The 15,581-nt window shown below is 67.1% G+C and carries 17 protein-coding genes; 3 read left to right on the forward strand and 14 right to left on the reverse strand.

Translation table 11 applies throughout. The features are described from left to right. Positions 1 to 26: 26 nt before the first annotated feature. Genes QMZ26_RS05430 through QMZ26_RS05440 form a run of 3 tightly spaced genes read right to left on the reverse strand, consistent with a single transcriptional unit; the run spans position 27 to position 1,812 of the window. The gene (locus tag QMZ26_RS05430; RefSeq protein ID WP_283220814.1) at positions 27 to 809 is read right to left on the reverse strand and encodes a hypothetical protein; all 783 of its coding nucleotides are present in this window, start codon (positions 807 to 809) and stop codon (positions 27 to 29) included. Continuing rightward, positions 806 to 1,186 carry a VOC family protein gene (locus QMZ26_RS05435; protein WP_079222358.1) on the reverse strand — a complete coding sequence of 127 codons (381 nt, stop codon included), beginning with the start codon at positions 1,184 to 1,186 and terminating at the stop codon, positions 806 to 808. The genes QMZ26_RS05430 and QMZ26_RS05435 overlap by 4 nt, the downstream gene beginning before the upstream one ends. Before the next feature lie 44 nt (positions 1,187 to 1,230). Beyond that, positions 1,231 to 1,812 (reverse strand): TetR/AcrR family transcriptional regulator, encoded by a 582-nt coding sequence (locus QMZ26_RS05440; protein WP_283220815.1) that lies wholly within the window; start codon positions 1,810 to 1,812, stop codon positions 1,231 to 1,233. A gap of 69 nt (positions 1,813 to 1,881) precedes the next feature. On the opposite strand from QMZ26_RS05440, the gene QMZ26_RS05445 reads away from it, so the two are divergent. Further along, positions 1,882 to 2,427: a thioesterase family protein gene (locus QMZ26_RS05445; RefSeq protein ID WP_079222360.1), complete on the forward strand. Its 546-nt coding sequence runs from the start codon at positions 1,882 to 1,884 to the stop codon at positions 2,425 to 2,427. 9 nt (positions 2,428 to 2,436) lie between these two features. On the opposite strand, the gene QMZ26_RS05450 is transcribed toward QMZ26_RS05445, so the two are convergent. From QMZ26_RS05450 to QMZ26_RS05490, 9 genes are all read right to left on the reverse strand, one after another. Next, on the reverse strand, positions 2,437 to 2,904 hold the full coding sequence (locus tag QMZ26_RS05450) for a hypothetical protein (RefSeq protein ID WP_283220816.1): 468 nt from the start codon (positions 2,902 to 2,904) through the stop codon (positions 2,437 to 2,439). A 15-nt stretch (positions 2,905 to 2,919) separates the two neighbouring features. Next, on the reverse strand, positions 2,920 to 3,672 hold the full coding sequence (locus QMZ26_RS05455; RefSeq protein WP_283220817.1) for an SGNH/GDSL hydrolase family protein: 753 nt from the start codon (positions 3,670 to 3,672) through the stop codon (positions 2,920 to 2,922). 47 nt (positions 3,673 to 3,719) lie between these two features. Further along, positions 3,720 to 4,139: a hypothetical protein gene (locus QMZ26_RS05460; protein ID WP_079222365.1), complete on the reverse strand. Its 420-nt coding sequence runs from the start codon at positions 4,137 to 4,139 to the stop codon at positions 3,720 to 3,722. A gap of 156 nt (positions 4,140 to 4,295) precedes the next feature. Next, the gene (locus QMZ26_RS05465) at positions 4,296 to 6,683 is read right to left on the reverse strand and encodes a GH92 family glycosyl hydrolase (protein WP_283220818.1); all 2,388 of its coding nucleotides are present in this window, start codon (positions 6,681 to 6,683) and stop codon (positions 4,296 to 4,298) included. A gap of 137 nt (positions 6,684 to 6,820) precedes the next feature. After that, positions 6,821 to 7,162, reverse strand: a complete 342-nt coding sequence (locus QMZ26_RS05470; protein WP_283220819.1) for a hypothetical protein — start codon at positions 7,160 to 7,162, stop codon at positions 6,821 to 6,823. Between the two features lie 18 nt (positions 7,163 to 7,180). Beyond that, entirely contained in the window at positions 7,181 to 7,507 is a 327-nt protein-coding gene (locus QMZ26_RS05475; RefSeq protein ID WP_283220820.1) for a hypothetical protein, read from the reverse strand. Between the two features lie 188 nt (positions 7,508 to 7,695). Beyond that, complete coding sequence (locus QMZ26_RS05480; RefSeq protein ID WP_283220821.1) at positions 7,696 to 10,158, reverse strand: prolyl oligopeptidase family serine peptidase; 2,463 nt, start codon at positions 10,156 to 10,158, stop codon at positions 7,696 to 7,698. A gap of 182 nt (positions 10,159 to 10,340) precedes the next feature. Continuing rightward, positions 10,341 to 10,670: a hypothetical protein gene (locus tag QMZ26_RS05485; protein WP_108758464.1), complete on the reverse strand. Its 330-nt coding sequence runs from the start codon at positions 10,668 to 10,670 to the stop codon at positions 10,341 to 10,343. Positions 10,671 to 10,944: 274 nt separating this feature from the next. Beyond that, positions 10,945 to 11,562: a hypothetical protein gene (locus QMZ26_RS05490; RefSeq protein WP_283220822.1), complete on the reverse strand. Its 618-nt coding sequence runs from the start codon at positions 11,560 to 11,562 to the stop codon at positions 10,945 to 10,947. Positions 11,563 to 11,655: 93 nt separating this feature from the next. Between QMZ26_RS05490 and QMZ26_RS05495 the strand changes: the two genes are divergently transcribed. Continuing rightward, positions 11,656 to 12,432, forward strand: a complete 777-nt coding sequence (locus QMZ26_RS05495) for a HipA family kinase (protein WP_283220823.1) — start codon at positions 11,656 to 11,658, stop codon at positions 12,430 to 12,432. After that, a complete protein-coding gene (locus QMZ26_RS05500) occupies positions 12,410 to 12,802 on the forward strand; it encodes a DUF3037 domain-containing protein (RefSeq protein ID WP_079222373.1) in 393 nt (130 codons plus the stop codon). Before QMZ26_RS05495 ends, QMZ26_RS05500 begins: the two co-directional genes overlap by 23 nt. A 12-nt stretch (positions 12,803 to 12,814) precedes the next feature. On the opposite strand, the gene QMZ26_RS05505 is transcribed toward QMZ26_RS05500, so the two are convergent. Both QMZ26_RS05505 and QMZ26_RS05510 read right to left on the reverse strand, forming a co-directional pair. Then, the gene (locus QMZ26_RS05505; protein ID WP_283220824.1) at positions 12,815 to 13,990 is read right to left on the reverse strand and encodes an ankyrin repeat domain-containing protein; all 1,176 of its coding nucleotides are present in this window, start codon (positions 13,988 to 13,990) and stop codon (positions 12,815 to 12,817) included. Positions 13,991 to 14,071: 81 nt separating this feature from the next. After that, the gene (locus tag QMZ26_RS05510) at positions 14,072 to 15,484 is read right to left on the reverse strand and encodes a serine hydrolase domain-containing protein (protein ID WP_283220825.1); all 1,413 of its coding nucleotides are present in this window, start codon (positions 15,482 to 15,484) and stop codon (positions 14,072 to 14,074) included. Positions 15,485 to 15,581 lie beyond the last annotated feature (97 nt).

Below are 15,581 nucleotides of genomic sequence, written 5' to 3' on the forward strand. Positions count from 1 at the left end.
CCGCAGGTGCAGGCGCACCCGGGAAACTACAGCGCCTGCACCACCTGCATCAGGCTGACCGCACCCGGCGCCAGCTGCTGCGCCACCCAGCCCAGCCCGGCGAAGAACACCAGCAGGCCCAGCAGCGGCCAGAACGTGTGCGACAGGCACAACCGCCACCAGCCCTGCGCACCCATGCCCTGCATGCGCCGGTACAGGCCGCCGACAATCGCAGCGTCCACCAGCAGCTCGGCCATCAGCACCGGCGCTGACCACACCACCCAGGCACTGGCCAGCAACACGCTGGCCACCAGCGCGAGAATGCCGAGCACGGCCAGCAATGGCAGGCCGGCCTCGTGCTCGGTGGCGGCATCGAGCAGGGATGCGCCGTCGCTGTCCATGACCGAGGCGGCCGAGGCCTCGCCCCAGGATGCCGACGCGCCGCCACCGCCGGAGTGACCGCCGTTGCCGCCCCAGGAAGGACCGCTGCGCGGCGTACTTCCACCGCCGCCACCATTGCTGGCGACGTCGCCTGCCCCGTCCGCCACCGCATCCCAGCGCCAGCGGATCCAGATCCACATCAGCAGCAGGAACACGGCATAGGCCAGCAGCACCGCCAGCGGGTAACGCAGCAGCATGCTGTCCAGCCCGGCCAACCGCAGCACATGCGAGGCCAGGAAGCCCGCGCCGCCGGTCAGCAGCACGATCAGCGCCATCTGCAGGCGCGGCCATCCCTGGTGCTGCAGCTGCCGCCGCGCGCGTGCGACTTCGCTGCTGCGGGTCATCGGCAGCTTCAGCGCGCTGCCGCCGAAACGCCTGGTCCGCTTCATGCCGGCAGCGCCTTGGTCACCGCTTCGATGTGATGGCCATCGGGGTCGACCACGAACGCTGCGTAATAGGTATCGCCGTAATCGGGGCGCAGGCCGGGCGGACCGTTGTCACGCCCTCCGGTCGCCATGGCCGCTGCATGGAAGACATCGACGGCCATGGCAGAGTCGGCGGCAAATGCCAGATGGAAGCCCGGGCCTGGCGGCGTGGCATCGTCGCGCAGCTTCAGGCACAGCGCGTCTTCATCATCGGCCACGCCGTAGCCGATCGCGGTGTCATCCTCGAACACGCGGCGGTAACCGAGTGCGGCGAGCACTGCGTCGTAGAAGCGACCGGCGGCATCCAGATCACGGACGCCGAGGGAAAGGTGGTGCAGCATGCGGACATCCTTGCCGAACAAGCGTGGTTACGTTCGGGTCGATTCTAGCGTGCAGGTGGCGCGGCGGCCGTCAGCAGCTGCGCGGCCACCTGGTCGAACGGGGCGATGTCCTGCAACGCGCGACTCATGGCCACCGCACCTTCCACGCTGGCGATGACAAGACTGGCCAATCCGGCCGCCTGCTCCGGCGCGTGCCCATCGGCGACGAAGGCCTGGGCAAGGTGCCCCTGCCAACGCACGAACACCTCGGCGGCGGCCGCGCGCGGCTGGCTCGCTACGGCGTCGACCGGTTCTTCCACTGCCGCAGCCAGCACCGGGCAGCCGGCACGGAACTGCGAGCGCAGCAGGCGCTCGCGCCACATCGCCAGAAACTGCTGCAGGCCCTGCACCGCGCCGTCGCGCAGCAGCTCCACCAGCAACGCCTCCACCTTGTCGCCGGCCATGTGGGTCGCCCTGGCCAGCAGTTCCTGCTTGCCTCCCGGGAAGTGGTGGTAGGTCGAACCCAGCGGCGCTTCGGCCAGCTTGGTCACCTCGCGGATGCTGGTGGCATTGAGCCCTACCCGCGCCAGCATCTGGGCGGCGGCATCGATCACACGCTGCGGGGCTTCGGACGCTCGCGGGCTCATGCCGCTCTCCTTGCTAGGACAGTCGTCATAGATTAGCGTATCGGCTGTTCTATAACAGTCGTCATAACCATGAATCTCTGGTTCCGCCTGCTCCACCTGCTGCTGTGCAGCCTGTTCCGGCCGAAGCTGCAGGCCCCGTTCGGGGTTTCGCGCCTGCCGTTCCGCGTGCTGCCCAACGATCTGGACAGCAACCTGCACATGACCAACGGGCGCTACTGGAACATCTTCGACCTCGGCCGGCTGGACCTGATCCTGCGCATGGGCCTGGGCAAGGTGGCGCTGCGCGAGAAGTGGGCGCCCATCGTCGGCGCCGGCACCATCCAGTTCCGCCGCGAGCTCAAGCCGTTCCAGCGCTTCACCCTGGAGACGCGGCTGGCCGGCTGGGTCGGCACGCGGATCATCATGGAACAGCGCGTGCTGGTCGGGCCGGAGCAGAAAGTTGTCACCCGTGCCCTGCTGGTGACCGGCATCTACGACCGCCGTGCGCGCAGCTTCGTGGGCATGGAACGGATGATGGCGGCCATCGGCTGCGATACGCCGCCGTCGCCGCCATTGAGTGCGGCCGCCGAAGCGCTGCTCGCCGCCGATGCGGCACTGAAGCGCGACGACGACTGAGCGGACGCTTTAGAGCGCCTTCCGGAGCACGTCCTTCAAGCGCCGCTTGTGCGATTCCACCGCGTTCCAGTTCCAGTCGCACACGGGCGGAACATCCAGCGCGCCCCGCTCCCGGCCCAGTGCAGCGCGCTCGGTGAGGGCGTGCACCTTCGCGGCGCAGTTGGCATCGACGGCCATCGGCAGCAGGATCGAGATCAGCCCCCAGCCGGAGACCGTGAAACGCGCAGATTCACTGCGCCCGGTGTCGAACGGGCGCACGCGCACGGCACCGCCCATGTCCGCGTACTGCACGCCTATCAACAGCATGCCGCCGGACACCCACTGCAGGGCCCGGCCATGTTCGCAGAGCGCCTCGGCCGACGCGTAGCGGCGCGGCTGCGCACCGGCGTTCGAGTAAAGCTCGGTGACCAGCACCGGGTTGCGCTTGAACACGGCGCGCGCCACGGTCTCGACCAGCCTGTTGGAAACAGCTGCCATGCCCAGCGAATGCGATCAGCGCGCGCCAGGCGGCGTGGCGGCCAGCGCGCGCTCGATGGCGCGCTCCGCCAACGGTGCCATCACGGCATAGCCCTTCGCGGTGGGATGCACACCATCGGCCGCCAAGGCAGCATCCAGTCCACCGGCCGCATTGGCCATGGCCGTGTAGTAATCCAGGTACACCAGCCCCTGTGCATCGGCATACTGCTTGAGCGCCGCATTCAAGGCACGCACCTTCGGCGCCGGTTCGATGCCGGGCATCCACGGGTAATCGCTCACCGGCAGCACCGAGGCCAGCACCACGGCGATGCCGTGTGCACGGGCCAGCTCCACCATCGCGTGCAGGTTGTCCTCGATCATCGCCTGCGTGCTGGGCCCGGTGTTGCCAGCAATATCGTTGGTGCCGGCAAGGATGAGCACCACGTCCGGCTGCAAAGCGATGACGTCCTGGCGGAAGCGCAGCAGCATCTGCGGCGTGGTCTGCCCGCCGATGCCGCGGTTGAGGTAGCCCTTGCCGGGGAAGAACGCCGCAGGATCTTTTTCACCCCAGCCCTGGGTGATCGAATCGCCGTAGAACAGCACGCGTGGCACGCCGGCCTGCTTGGCCGGTACGCGCGCGTTGGCCTCGCGGTAGCGGGCCAGCTCTGGCCAGTCGGACAGGCGCTGCTGCAGGTAGCGCACCTCATCCGGGGTGACCTGGTCGACCGGTTTCACCAGCAGTGGATTGACCGCCTGCGGCGGCTGCGCCTGCACACAGGAAGCGGTCATGGCGAGGGCCAGGGCGGCAGCGCAGCATCGGGCGTGAAGGATGTGGCTCATGAATTTTCCAGAAGGAACTGGCTGATCTCGCGCCGCAGATCGAGGTCGTCGGTCTGCCGTGCGGCTTCGTCGGCGCGCAATGCGAACTCGTAGCCGCGCTCCTTTTCACCCTGGTCGATGTGGCGCCGCGCCAGCTCCAGGCAGATCGACGCTTCGCCTTCGATCACGCCCAGCTGGCGCGCCTGTTTCAGCGCGCGTTCGTAGTAACCGATCGCTACGCCACTGTCGCTGGTGAAGTCGCCCAGGGTTTCCCACAGGAACGGATGGTCGCGGCCTTCCACCGCCATCGCATCGCAGTACTGCCGCAGTTCGTCATGCAGCCGCCACTGGCTGCGGGTATCACCGTGGGTGCTGGCATTGGCCATTTCGACCGCCACGCCCAGTACGTGCTCGTACACGTCCTGTGGAATTTCCATGGGAACCTCCTGCCGCTTGTCTGTTGCACGGTCAGGCTAGCACGGCCGGGTGGTGCCCGGCCGTGTCGAGGTTCATCCACGCATGGCGTGGCACGGCATCCACGCATGGCGTGGATCTACATGCCGTACGAGGCCTCATCCACGCAGGGCGTGGATTCAACGGGGGCCGTGCGAAGGCGGTACGTCCTGTGCGCCCCACTGCTCGTTCTTCGTGCTGCCCAGTTCGAAGTCCAGGGTGCCACCGCGCTGCACGAAACTGGCGGGCAGCCAGCTCGCGTTGCTGGCCTTGCCATCCACCTGCAGCGACTGCACGTACGGCGCATCCATCGCTGCGCCGCGCGCACGCACCACGATCTTCGCGCCCGGGCGGGTGATCACCGCTTCGGTGAACAACGGGCTGCCGATCACCAGGTCCGCGCGGCCCGGGTACACCGGGTACAGGCCCAGCGCCGACCACACGTACCACGAGGACATCTGACCTAGGTCATCGTTGCCGGGCATGCCTTCGGGCGTGTTGGTCCAGATCTGGCGCATCGCCTGGCGCACGGTTTCCTGGGTCTTCCACGGCTGGCCGAGGAAGTTGTAGAGCCACGGCGCGGCGATGGACGGTTCGTTGTCCAGCTCGGCGTGCAGCGGGCCGGACTTGGTCACCGCCCAGGCCCCATCCTCCTTGCGGAAGAACGCATCCAGGCGCGCAATGCTGGCGTCGCGGCCACCGAGCGCCTCGAACAGACCGGCCGGATCGAACGGCACCATCCACAGGTACTGCGCGCCGCTGCCCTCGACGAACTCATCATCGGCCGCCGGGTCGAACGCGGGCCAGCTGCCATCGGCGTTGCGCGGCTGGATGTAGCCCTGCTGCGCGGTGGCCTTCGGGTTGTAGAGGTTGCGCCACCAGCCGGAACGCTCGCGGAACTGCTTTGCGCCCTGCGCATCGCCGGCCGCCAGGGCCAGCTCGGACAGGCCGAAGTCGGCGCTGACCATTTCCAGCGTATCAGCCGCACTGCCCCAGCCCGGTGCGCCTTCAGGCATGTACTTCAACGCCAGCCACTGGTCCAGGCCCGGGCGCTGGCCCACGCACAGCACCGGGCAACCGCGCTTGTCCAGGTCGCGCGCGGTGGGCACGGTGGCGGCCTTCTTCAGCGAGGCGTAGGCGCGCTGCAGGTCGAAGCTGCGGCCGCCAAAGGCATGGATGGCCGCCACGGACGGCGGCGACGGATCGCCGTTCATCACCCCGGTGGCACCGGTGATATGCGTCCAGCGATCCCACACGCCGCCATTCTGGTCGGCCTGGTTCAACAGCGACTGCGCCACGTCAGAGCCCACCTGCGGCTGCAGCAGGGTCAGCAGCTGCAGCTGCGAGCGGTACACATCCCAGCCCGAGTAGTTGGCGTACTGCGCCTGCTGCCGCTTGGACAGCGCATGCACCTTGCCATCCATGCCGCGGTAGCGCCCGTCGCCATCGCTGTGCAGGTTGGGCGCCAGCATGGCGTGGTAGAGCGCGGTGTAGAACACGGTGCGCTCGTCGGCGGTGCCGCCCTGTACCCGCACCTGGCCCAGCAGTTCATTCCACTTCGCACGGGTGGCCGCCTGCGTTGCTGCCACCGTCGTGCCCTGCGGGCTCTCGCGGCGCAGGTTGGCCCGCGCGCCGGCTTCATCCACGTACGAAATGCCGATGCGTGCGGTCACCTGCGGCGTGCGCTTGGCATCGAAACTGATCCAGCCGCCCGCACCCTTGCCGGCCGGCGGATGGCCCTTGCTGCCATAGGTGGTACCACCGCCCCCTTCACGCGCGCCGGCCTGCACCGTGTCGTCGCGCCAGGTGCCACCCACCTCGAACGGCTGGTCGAACTCGGCGACGAAATGCAGGGTGTAATAGCTCTCGCGGCGGTCCTCGGCGAGGTAGCCGCAGAAGTTGCCGCTGGTGACCGAACCACGCACGGTGCGTGTGGCCGGGTCGATGATGATCGTCGAATCGCTGCTGCCCACTTCGCTGTCGGACGTACGGAACAGCAGGTTGGCCGGCTTGTCGACCGGGAACTGGAACTGGCCCACGGCCGTACGCGCGGTGGCCGCCAGGCTGACGGCCACGCCGTTGTCCAGGATGAGCGTGTAGGCGCCGGGGCTGGCGGTTTCCTTGGCGTGGTCCAGCAGGCTGGTGTAGCGCACCCCGGCATCGGCGGATGAGGGCGACAGCTCCACTGGCAGGGTCACTGGCATCAGCGGGATATCGCCACTGGCGCCGGTGCAGCCGGTGCCATTGACGTGGGTCAGGCTGAAACCACGCACACCGTTGCTGCGCCACTCGTAGCCGCCGGGTGCGGCGATCGGGAAACGCTTGCCCGGCAATGCGGTCATTTCCGGGCTGAAGGCCACCATGCCGAAGGGCACCGTCGGCCCGGGGTAGACGTTGCCGGCATTGGTGGTGCCGATGAACGGATTGACCTCGGCGGCCAGGTCCTGCGCAGGTGCCCTGGCGGCCAGCAGCGGCAGTGGGGACAGCGTCAATACAGCGGAAACGACGACCAGCAACGAACGGGACATCGACAACTCCAGTGGAAGGAGGCACCCACGCGCCTTGAACCGCTGAGAGTAGTACGCGGCCGGACACCCGGCGACGGGCCGGAGGTCATGGTTACCGGTACAGGGTCACGAACCGCAGCCTTCTGCTGGCGCGTCAATCAGAACAGCGTGCCCAGCTTGAACAGCGGCAGATAGGCCGCGAACAGGGCCATCGGCGTCGCCAGCATCAGCGCGATACAACCGATCAGCGCCGACGTGCGAGCCCGCCCCGCCAGCCAGGTCGCAACCACCGCCAGCGGTGCAAGCCATACCAGCCCGTAGCTGCCTGCAAAGACCTGGGTGATCGCGGGCAAGGGCTGCCCCGCTTCGGCGAAACTCTCAACGAACTGCGGTATCGCAAACCGGCCCAGCACCGTGCAGCCCACTGCAGCCACGCCACTGCACAGCAGGCCGATCAGCAGCCATCCGATTCCGGTACGACCGGTTGCAACTGATGTCATGGCGGCATCCGTGGCCGATCAGTAGGTGCCTTGTACGTACGGCTGCCCCGCCTGGGTGGTGCCGATGATCATCGCCACCGATTGATCGTCCTTGTGGAAGCCGGCCGAGCACACCGCATCGCGGCCCTGGCCGCATTCGATCTCGGGGAAGTCCGGCAGTGCGGCCTGCGCTGATTCCGGCGGCGTGACGTGCCAACCGGCCGCATCAAGCAGGCGCTTGGCCTTGGCATAGGGCATGCCGGCGGTAATGCCCAGCGCGGCCAGTTCACCGGTCAGCTCCTGTGCCGGCGCGATGGCCGGTGCGATGGCCAGTGACAGGGACACAGCAAGAACGATGGCTTTCATTGGACGCATCCGTGGCGAACACCAGAGCTGCAGCGTACCGCAGCTTTGCGGCAACGCAATGGCAGGGCCTTTGTAGAGTCGAGCTTGCTCGACTGTCTTCTGCAGGCAGTCGAGCATGGCTCGATGTTACGCAAATGAAAGGGCCGCCCGGAGGCGGCCCTGGATGCAGCAGTCGAGCAAGCTCGACTCTACCGCGCGTTCTTCACGTAGGTGTCGAACCAGTTCAGCATTTCCGACACCAGCTGTTCGTTCGATTCCAGCGCGGTGTACCAGTGCGGTTCGTTCGGCAGCATCACCAGGCGGGTCGTGCCACCGTTGCCACGGATGGCCTGGTACAGCTTGCGCGACTGGAACGGTTCGGTGCCCGGGTTGGCATCATCCTCGCCGTGGACCAGCAGCAGCGGCAGCTTGATCTTGTCGGCGTAGAAGAACGGCGACGCCTTCAGGTACACGTCCTGCGCCTGCCACACCGAGCGACGCTCGTTCTGGAAGCCGAACGGGGTGAACGTCTTGTTGTACGAACCGCTGGTCGCCACGCCGGCCTTGAACAGGTTGGTGTGCGCGATCAGGTTGGCGGTCATCAGGCCGCCATGGCTGTGGCCGGTGACGCCGATGCGGTTGCGATCGACCACGCCCATGTCCACGGCCTTGTCCACCGCCGCCTTGGCGTCGGCTTCCAGCTGCTCCAGGTAGGTGTCATAGGCGGTCTTCGGGTCGCCGACGATCGGGAACGAGGCGTTGTCGATGATCGCGTAGCCGGCCAGCAGCATCAGGCGGTACGGCTGCAGGCGGGTGAAGGTCTGCTGCGAACCGGACACCTGGCCGGCCTGGGCGGCGTTGGCGAAGTCGGCCGGGTAGGCATACAGGATGGCCGGCACGCGCTGGCCTTCCTTGTAGCCCGGCGGGGTGTACAGGGTGAAGGACAGATCCACGCCGTCGGCGCGCTTGTAGGTCACCAGCTGCTTCTTGATCTGGCGCACTTCCGGCGTCGGGTCGACCAGCTTGGTCAGCGCAGTGGCCGTGGACGCGAACTGCGCCTCACCGTCCTTGGCGGCGGCAACCGCCTCGCCCTGCTGGCGCACGAACGCATTCGGCGCGTCCACCACCGACTGGTGCCAGGTGAGGTAGCGGCCCGGGGTGTTGCTGAAGCCCAGGAACTGCTCGTAGGCATCGGCGCTGCTGCGGAACAGGCGCTCGCTCTTCAGCGTGCCCAGGTCCAGGCGGTCCAGGAACGGACGATCACCCTGCGGCGATGCGCCCTGCCCGCGCAGGAACACGAAATTGCCTTCCTGGCGCACGACCGCCGCGCCGTTGGGCAGGCGCTTGAACACCAGGTTGCCCGGGTCGCCGTACAGCTCATCGCTGGACATGTCCCACAGCAGGCGGCCTTCCTTCTTCGGCTGGTCGACATCGACGATGCGGGTCTGCACCCAGTGGCGGTTCTCGTCGTTCTCGAACATGAAGGACACCGCCGGGTCCGCCGACCAGGCCAGGCCTTCGAAACGCTGCGCGGTGCGGGCGATTTCCACCGGCTTGCCGTTGAACGGGGCCTTCAGCATCAGCACGCGATCGCGGTGCGGCACGGTCACCTTCCAGTCGCCCTTGTCCAGCGCTTCGGCATAGACCAGGGTGGCCGGGTCGGTGGAGCGCCAGTCGAAACCACGCGGGCCTTCCGGCACGCCGTGCACCGGCACGCGGTCGGCCAACGGCAGGCTGGCGATGGCGGTGGCCTTGCCCGTGGTGATGTCCAGCACCGCCACATCGTTGGCGAAGCGCTGGTAGGTCACCGCATGCGAGAACGGCGGCTTGATCGATTCGGTCAGCACGTGCACGCCATCGGGCGCAGCGTTGACGTCGTTGAAGATGGCGGCGCTGCCGACCGGGCGGACGCTGCCGCTGGTGGTGTCGACCACGGCCAGCTGCGAAGCGCCGTAGTAGGCGAACAGCTTTTCGTCATACGCGCTGGTCAGCGTGTCGCGCGCTTCATAGGTACTGCTTTCGCCGCTGCTGCCCAGTGATTCCTGCGCGTCCGGGCCGGTCGGCACGCCGCCGTCGGAGGGGGCCGCGCCCTGGTTGGCCGGCACCAGCTTCACCAGCAGGTTCTGGCTGCCGCCGAGCCACTGCACGGTGCTGCCGAAGATCGGGTTGAGCTGCACGCCCGGCACCTGCTTGACCTGGCCGGTAGCTGCATCACCCACCCACAGCTGCACGCTGGTATCGACCGCATTCTGGAACGCGAAGTGGCTGCCATCGGCCGACCACTGCGCCGCACCGGCACAGCCCTGCGGCAGGTCGACCTTGGTGGTCCTGCCACTGGCAATTTCAACCACGCTGAAATCGGCCACGCAGGCCGGAATGCCGTAACCGCCGGGAGTATCGTGGCGGCTGCGGTTCTTGGGCTCCAGGCGCACACCGGCCAGCTTCAGGTACGGCTGGGCCACGCGGGCGATGGACGGATAGGTCTGCGCGGTGGTCAGCAGCAGGCGCTGGCCGCTCGGATCGACGTTCGGTGCCGGCGGCGGCGGTGCTTTGAGCACCTTCAGCAGGTGTTCCGGCGGCTTTGCGTAATCGGCAAGCGCCGGGCCAGCGGCCAGCAGGCCGAAGGTAGCAACGGCGATGGCCGCCGCCAGAGAGGTGCGATGGATGAGCATCCTTGATCCCCAGGGGTGTGATTGGGCACCCGCCAGACAGCGGGCATCGGCCGAATCTAGCACCCCGGGGAGGGTTGTGAATGGGCCGGAAGGGCTAGTGGCCGGATGCTGCAAACCACCCCGCCGGGCACCGGCAACCTCCGGTAGCGCCGGGCCATGCCCGGCGGCCACCTGCCCTCGCCTCATTGCTGCGCGTGCAGATCCCAGGTGGTCAGGTAATCGGGGTCGACCACGATCTCGCCGCCCGAACGCAGGCGGTACTCGCCCGGCTCTGCCGGCAGGTACTGGTCCAGCATCGGTGGCAGGTAACGCTCGTGGCCATCGGCCTCGTCGGCCAGCACGACGCCTTCCTCGGCACTGATGCGCAGCACCGTGCCCGAATACTGCTGCTGGTCCCGCATCTGGCCATCACCGCCGTAACGGGTGATACCGACCAGCACCACTTTGCCGATCATCTGCTCGGCCTTGGCATCGTCCAGGGTCGGCAGCAGGGAATTGGATTCGTCATTCATGGGTGCACCTCCAAAGCCTGCAAGAACATCGTGGAAACGCTTGAAGGATGGCAGCTCTAGTACACCACGGCCATCCTGGCCGGTTCATGCTCCCCGGGGATGAATGCTGCCATCGCCAGAGGCAGTGTGAAGTGAAGATGGCGCGCAATGCCGTGCCCGCCGCGCTGCCAGACAGTGGCCGTTACGTTTGGCGACTGCCTGCCCTATGCCTGGCGACCTACGCATTCATCCATGCGCCCCTGGATGCCCCCGACATGCGCGCCGACGACGTGATTCACTGCAGAAGCGCCCGTGAAGCCCAATTGAAGCTGCGCTCATGCAGTGCGAAATAGCTCGTTGGCAGGGTGATCGACAGGCATGCGAGGCCGGATTGCAATGCCGTCGGACTGCATGGCCGCAGGCCATCGAAACGCGTTGCATGCAGGCGCTCCGTCGGCGAATAGGTCAACGCATAGTCGTAGTCGCAGGTGCCGCCGAACGTCGAAGCGGTATAGAACATCAGCGGCTGCTGCAGGCGCAGCGACACCTCCCGCAGCCACGCGCGGAACGCGTCGGGCGCATCCAGGCCGCGCATGTCCATCTGCGTGATGTACGCCTGGAGCTGCGCGCCAACGGCGGCATCGACCGGCGCGGCCCCGGCGTCTGGCCGCAGCCCGTCCCAATGCACGGCACCCGGCATGCGCCCGGATTGGAACCCTTGCGGACTGCCTACGCCGCGAAGCACCAGAAGGCCCTGCTCGCCAACGCTGTGACGATGCTCATCCCCCCGTGCATCGCAGGATGCCACCGGGTCCTTCACAAGGTAGGAGATGTGTGCGAACGGCGATCCTGCTGCCCAGGCTACGGCCCGTTCCGTCGCGGCCAGATAGATTTCGTCCACACCCCACGCCATCGCAATGCTCCATTCCGTTGCCATCCACCCGTGCGCGTACCGTGCGCGGGTGGCCAAGGTAAACTGCGCGCAACCCATCCATCAACGCCCGCCGTGCGAACCGTCCACGCCCTCCGTTACATCACCCCGCTCCGCGAAGGGGGTTCCCTGCCCGCCGTGGTCGAGACCGACGACGACGGCATGGCCGTGCTCAAGTTCCGTGGCGCCGGCCAGGGTCCGAAGGCGTTGATCGCCGAGCTGATCGCCGGCGAAATGGCCCGCTCGGTCGGCCTGCCGATTCCGGAAATCCTGTTCGTGGAGCTGGACAGCGAGTTCGCCCGCACCGAACCGGACCCGGAAATCCAGGACCTGATCCGTGCCAGCGAGGGCCTGAACCTGGGCCTGGATTACCTGCCCGGCGCGATCAACTACGATCCTGCCGCGATGCCGGTGGATGCTGATCTTGCCTCGCGCATCGTCTGGTTCGATGCCTTCACCAGCAACGTCGACCGCACCACGCGCAATCCCAACCTGATGGTCTGGCACCGCAAGCTGTACCTGATCGACCACGGTGCGGCGATGTACTTCCACCACGACTGGGCCAATGCCGGCGACGCCTGCGAAAAGCCCTTCGTGCTGATCCGCGACCATGTGCTGCTGCCGTTTGCCAGCCGCATTGCCGAGGTGGATGCCGAGCTGGCCGCACGCCTGCCCGATGCGGAAATCGAGCGCATCGTCGGCCTGGTGCCGGACAGCTGGCTGGTGGACGAGCCGGCCTTCGACAGCCCGCAGGCTTACCGGCAGGGCTACATCAATTACCTCAAGCATCGCCTGAAGGTGCGTGCGGTGTTCGTGCAGGAGGCCATCCGTGCCCACGCTGCACACGTATGACTATGCGGTCATCCGCGTGGTACCGCGGGTGGAGCGCGAAGAGTTCATCAACGTCGGGGTGATCGTGTCCTGCCCTGGCGCACGCCATCTGGAAGCGGCCATCGAGATCGATGCGGCACGCCTGCAGGCGTTTGCCCCCGCGCTTGATCTGGAAGCCCTGCAACCGTGGCTGGATGCCATCGTGGCCATCTGCCGTGGCGATGCCAACGCCGGCCCGATCGCTCAGCTACCCGCGCGTGCACGCTTCCATTTCCTTACCGCCAAGCGCAGCTCGATCGTGCAGATGTCCAGCACGCACGTGGGCCGCACCGCCGATCCGGCGGGCGTGGTGGAACACTTGATGACGAAGATGGTGCGGGTGCCGCGCTGAGGCGGCATACCGTCAGCCTGGCAGGACCGCCAGGCGGACGCGGGGATCATCCCGCCGCAGCGACAGCACACGCCAGCTGGCCTTGCGCTTGCGTTCGAGCAGGGTTGCCAGGTCGCCGGCATCGGGCCTGCCCTTGCGCGTGTACTTCACCGGGGCCAGCACCAGCAGCGTGACGCGCTCTTGCGGCGGGATCGAGTCGCGCTCGTTCACCGGATTCCAGGGCTTGTCCACCGCCAGCAGTGCGTCGACACCCTCCGGCCACGGCAGATCAGTGAACGCGGGGTCGCTGCGTTCCACCAGGTGCCCCTCGCCGATCGGCCCCTGCGCGAACAGCTTCTCCACCATGCGCGACAGCAGCAGTTCCGGGAATCGCCACACACTGTCATCGGCCAGCCCGGTGCGCGGCAACGGCCAGTTGCCCTGCAGGCAGAGGAACAGCTCGGTCATCGGCGTCCCGGCGCCATGCAGTCCCGTTGTGAACAGCAGCTTGAAGTCGGATTTTCCGTCAATCAGGCTCACGTGCAGGGACGCCCTGGGATCACGCGATACCGGCGAGAACTCCGGCCGCAGCACCGGCCCGGCCGTGTTGTGCACGAAGACGATGATCGATTCGCCCGGTCCCTGCACATAGGGGCCCTCGTAATCGCGCACGCTCCTGCCCCCTTGGTGTTCCAACGTCACCGCCACCGCGGGATGCTTCCAGATGCGCGCAACGTCCAGCGACGACTGGTTCATCTGCCGGTGCAGGCGGTTGACGTCGGCGCCAGCGTGCAGCAGCAGCTCGACGATATCGCCGCGCCCGGCAACAGCGGCGGCATACAGCGGCGGGCAGGCCACCAGCGCGGTGCCATCTGGATTGGCGCCCGCCTGCAGCAGCAAGGTGCAGACCGCGGCGTGACCGCCATTCACGGCAGCCATCAAGGGCGTCGCACCGTCGTTGCCGCTGAAGCTCACGTCCACCGGCAGCCCCCACCCCAGCAGCCAGTGGCAGACCGCTTCCTGGCCGCTCGCCGCCGCCATGTGCAGCACGCTCTTGCTGCCGGCATTGCCGAAATAGGCCAGCCGCAGCAGGACGGGCTGCGCGGCTGCGATGGCGCGCACCACGTCCAGGTCCCCCGCCTCGACGGCGTTGTAGAGGCGAACGAGTTCACTCTCGTGTTCGATACCCAATGCGTGGCGATCGCTCATGCTTCATCCATGAAACCCGTGTAGATCGACCAGCCTATCGCACTGTGCGCCATTCCTGCAGCGCGCGGTCGTGCGGCAACGCTACAGCGGCAACCGCCGGGCGATGTAGTTGACCACGTTGCCCACCGCATCCGGATCAACATTGGCCAGGCCGATGACCACGTAGCCCTGCTCGGGCAGCACGACGATGGCACTGTTCGAACCCGGCGCGCCCCCTTCGTGCCCGAACTGGCGCTGGCTGCCCTGCCCCTGCACCACGAACCCAAAGCCATACCAGCCCTTGTGGTTCTGCGCGGTGGTGGCCTGCTGCAGCAGCGCCGGCGATACCAGCTTGCCGCTGCGCAGCGCCTCGCAGAACTTCAGCATGTCAGCGGCGGTGCTGTAGCCGCCACCGGCCGACATGCCACGCCACGGCAGCGATCTGGTTTCGCGCGTCCATTGGCCTTCCTTCTTCGTGTAGGCAACGGCACGCTGCACGACGTCCACGGTTTCCGGCTCGAAGCCGGTGCCGGTCATGCCTGCCGGGCGCAGGATGTGTTCATCCACATAGGCGTAGTAGGACTGCCCGGAAACGGCCTCGATGATGCGCCCGAGCACGATGAAGCCGTAGTTGGAGTAGGCGTCCTGGCTGCCGGGCGTGAACTGCGGCGCATCCTTGGCGAAACGCTGCACGTAATCATCAAGCGTCTTCAGCGAGGCCGAGTACTGGTCGAAATCATCGCCGAAGAAATCACCCAGGCCACTGGTGTGGGTCAGCAGCTGTCGCACGGTCACGGTATCGGCGACGGCCTTGTTCGGATAGTCCGGCAGGTGCTTGCCGATTGTATCGTCCAGGCTCACTTTGCCTGCCTGCACCAGCTGCAGGATGGCCACCGACGTGAACATCTTGTTGGACGAGGCCAGCCGGAACTGCGTCTGCGCGTCGACCGCCCTGTTCGTGCTGCGGTCGGCCAGGCCATCGTGCCAGTCCAGCAGCACGCGTCCGTTCTGCGCCACCAGCACCGTACCGGACAGCGCGTCCTCAGCGGCCAAGGCGTCCAGCTTTGCGCGGGCGTCGGCCATCAGCTCCGGCAAAGCGACGCGTGCGGGCTGGTACTTTTCCGGCGTGGGTGTGCCTTCCAGCTGGAACAGCTTCAAATGTTCCGGATGGGCCGGGTCCATCTCCGCGGTCACCAGCATCGCACGCTCGGTCTGCTGCGCCAGCACCAGCAGCTTCGCCTGCAGCGGCGCGCTCTCACGCACCTCCAGCAGCTTCAGTGGGCCGGTGGACTCGCGGAACTCCAGGTAATCCTGCGGGGTGCTGCCGTCCTTCTTGGCGTAACGGTCGGCGAACGCCTGCAAGCCTTCAAGGCTGCCGGCATTGAAGGCAGCCAGCCAGTCATCGGCGGCACGCCGTGCCCCGGGAGCGGGCGGCGCAGCGTGCGCGGCCCCCATGCACAACAGCATCAACAGCGCCCAGAACAGTTGGCGGGCGGCGAGACAGCGCACGAACATGGCGATTCCTTCGCAGACGAGTCGTGCGGCCATCCTATCCCAGCGCCAGCGCGTGCCGAGCGGGTAGAGTCGACCGTTGGTCGACTACCGCGCAAAG

This window comes from Stenotrophomonas sp. PFBMAA-4, from assembly GCF_030053215.1.
GTDB lineage: Bacteria > Pseudomonadota > Gammaproteobacteria > Xanthomonadales > Xanthomonadaceae > Stenotrophomonas.

Coding starts and splice junctions, on each gene's coding strand:
- QMZ26_RS05510 (WP_283220825.1), bottom strand. CDS start 15,484: ATGTTCGTGCGCTGTCTCGCCGCCCGCCAACTGTTCTGGGCGCTGTTG.
- QMZ26_RS05490 (WP_283220822.1), bottom strand. CDS start 11,562: ATGGCGTGGGGTGTGGACGAAATCTATCTGGCCGCGACGGAACGGGCC.
- QMZ26_RS05440 (WP_283220815.1), bottom strand. CDS start 1,812: ATGAGCCCGCGAGCGTCCGAAGCCCCGCAGCGTGTGATCGATGCCGCC.
- QMZ26_RS05505 (WP_283220824.1), bottom strand. CDS start 13,990: ATGAGCGATCGCCACGCATTGGGTATCGAACACGAGAGTGAACTCGTT.
- QMZ26_RS05485 (WP_108758464.1), bottom strand. CDS start 10,670: ATGAATGACGAATCCAATTCCCTGCTGCCGACCCTGGACGATGCCAAG.
- QMZ26_RS05480 (WP_283220821.1), bottom strand. CDS start 10,158: ATGCTCATCCATCGCACCTCTCTGGCGGCGGCCATCGCCGTTGCTACC.
- QMZ26_RS05450 (WP_283220816.1), bottom strand. CDS start 2,904: ATGGCAGCTGTTTCCAACAGGCTGGTCGAGACCGTGGCGCGCGCCGTG.
- QMZ26_RS05465 (WP_283220818.1), bottom strand. CDS start 6,683: ATGTCCCGTTCGTTGCTGGTCGTCGTTTCCGCTGTATTGACGCTGTCC.
- QMZ26_RS05435 (WP_079222358.1), bottom strand. CDS start 1,186: ATGCTGCACCACCTTTCCCTCGGCGTCCGTGATCTGGATGCCGCCGGT.
- QMZ26_RS05455 (WP_283220817.1), bottom strand. CDS start 3,672: ATGACCGCTTCCTGTGTGCAGGCGCAGCCGCCGCAGGCGGTCAATCCA.
- QMZ26_RS05470 (WP_283220819.1), bottom strand. CDS start 7,162: ATGACATCAGTTGCAACCGGTCGTACCGGAATCGGATGGCTGCTGATC.
- QMZ26_RS05475 (WP_283220820.1), bottom strand. CDS start 7,507: ATGAAAGCCATCGTTCTTGCTGTGTCCCTGTCACTGGCCATCGCACCG.
- QMZ26_RS05430 (WP_283220814.1), bottom strand. CDS start 809: ATGAAGCGGACCAGGCGTTTCGGCGGCAGCGCGCTGAAGCTGCCGATG.
- QMZ26_RS05460 (WP_079222365.1), bottom strand. CDS start 4,139: ATGGAAATTCCACAGGACGTGTACGAGCACGTACTGGGCGTGGCGGTC.
- QMZ26_RS05445 (WP_079222360.1), top strand. CDS start 1,882: ATGAATCTCTGGTTCCGCCTGCTCCACCTGCTGCTGTGCAGCCTGTTC.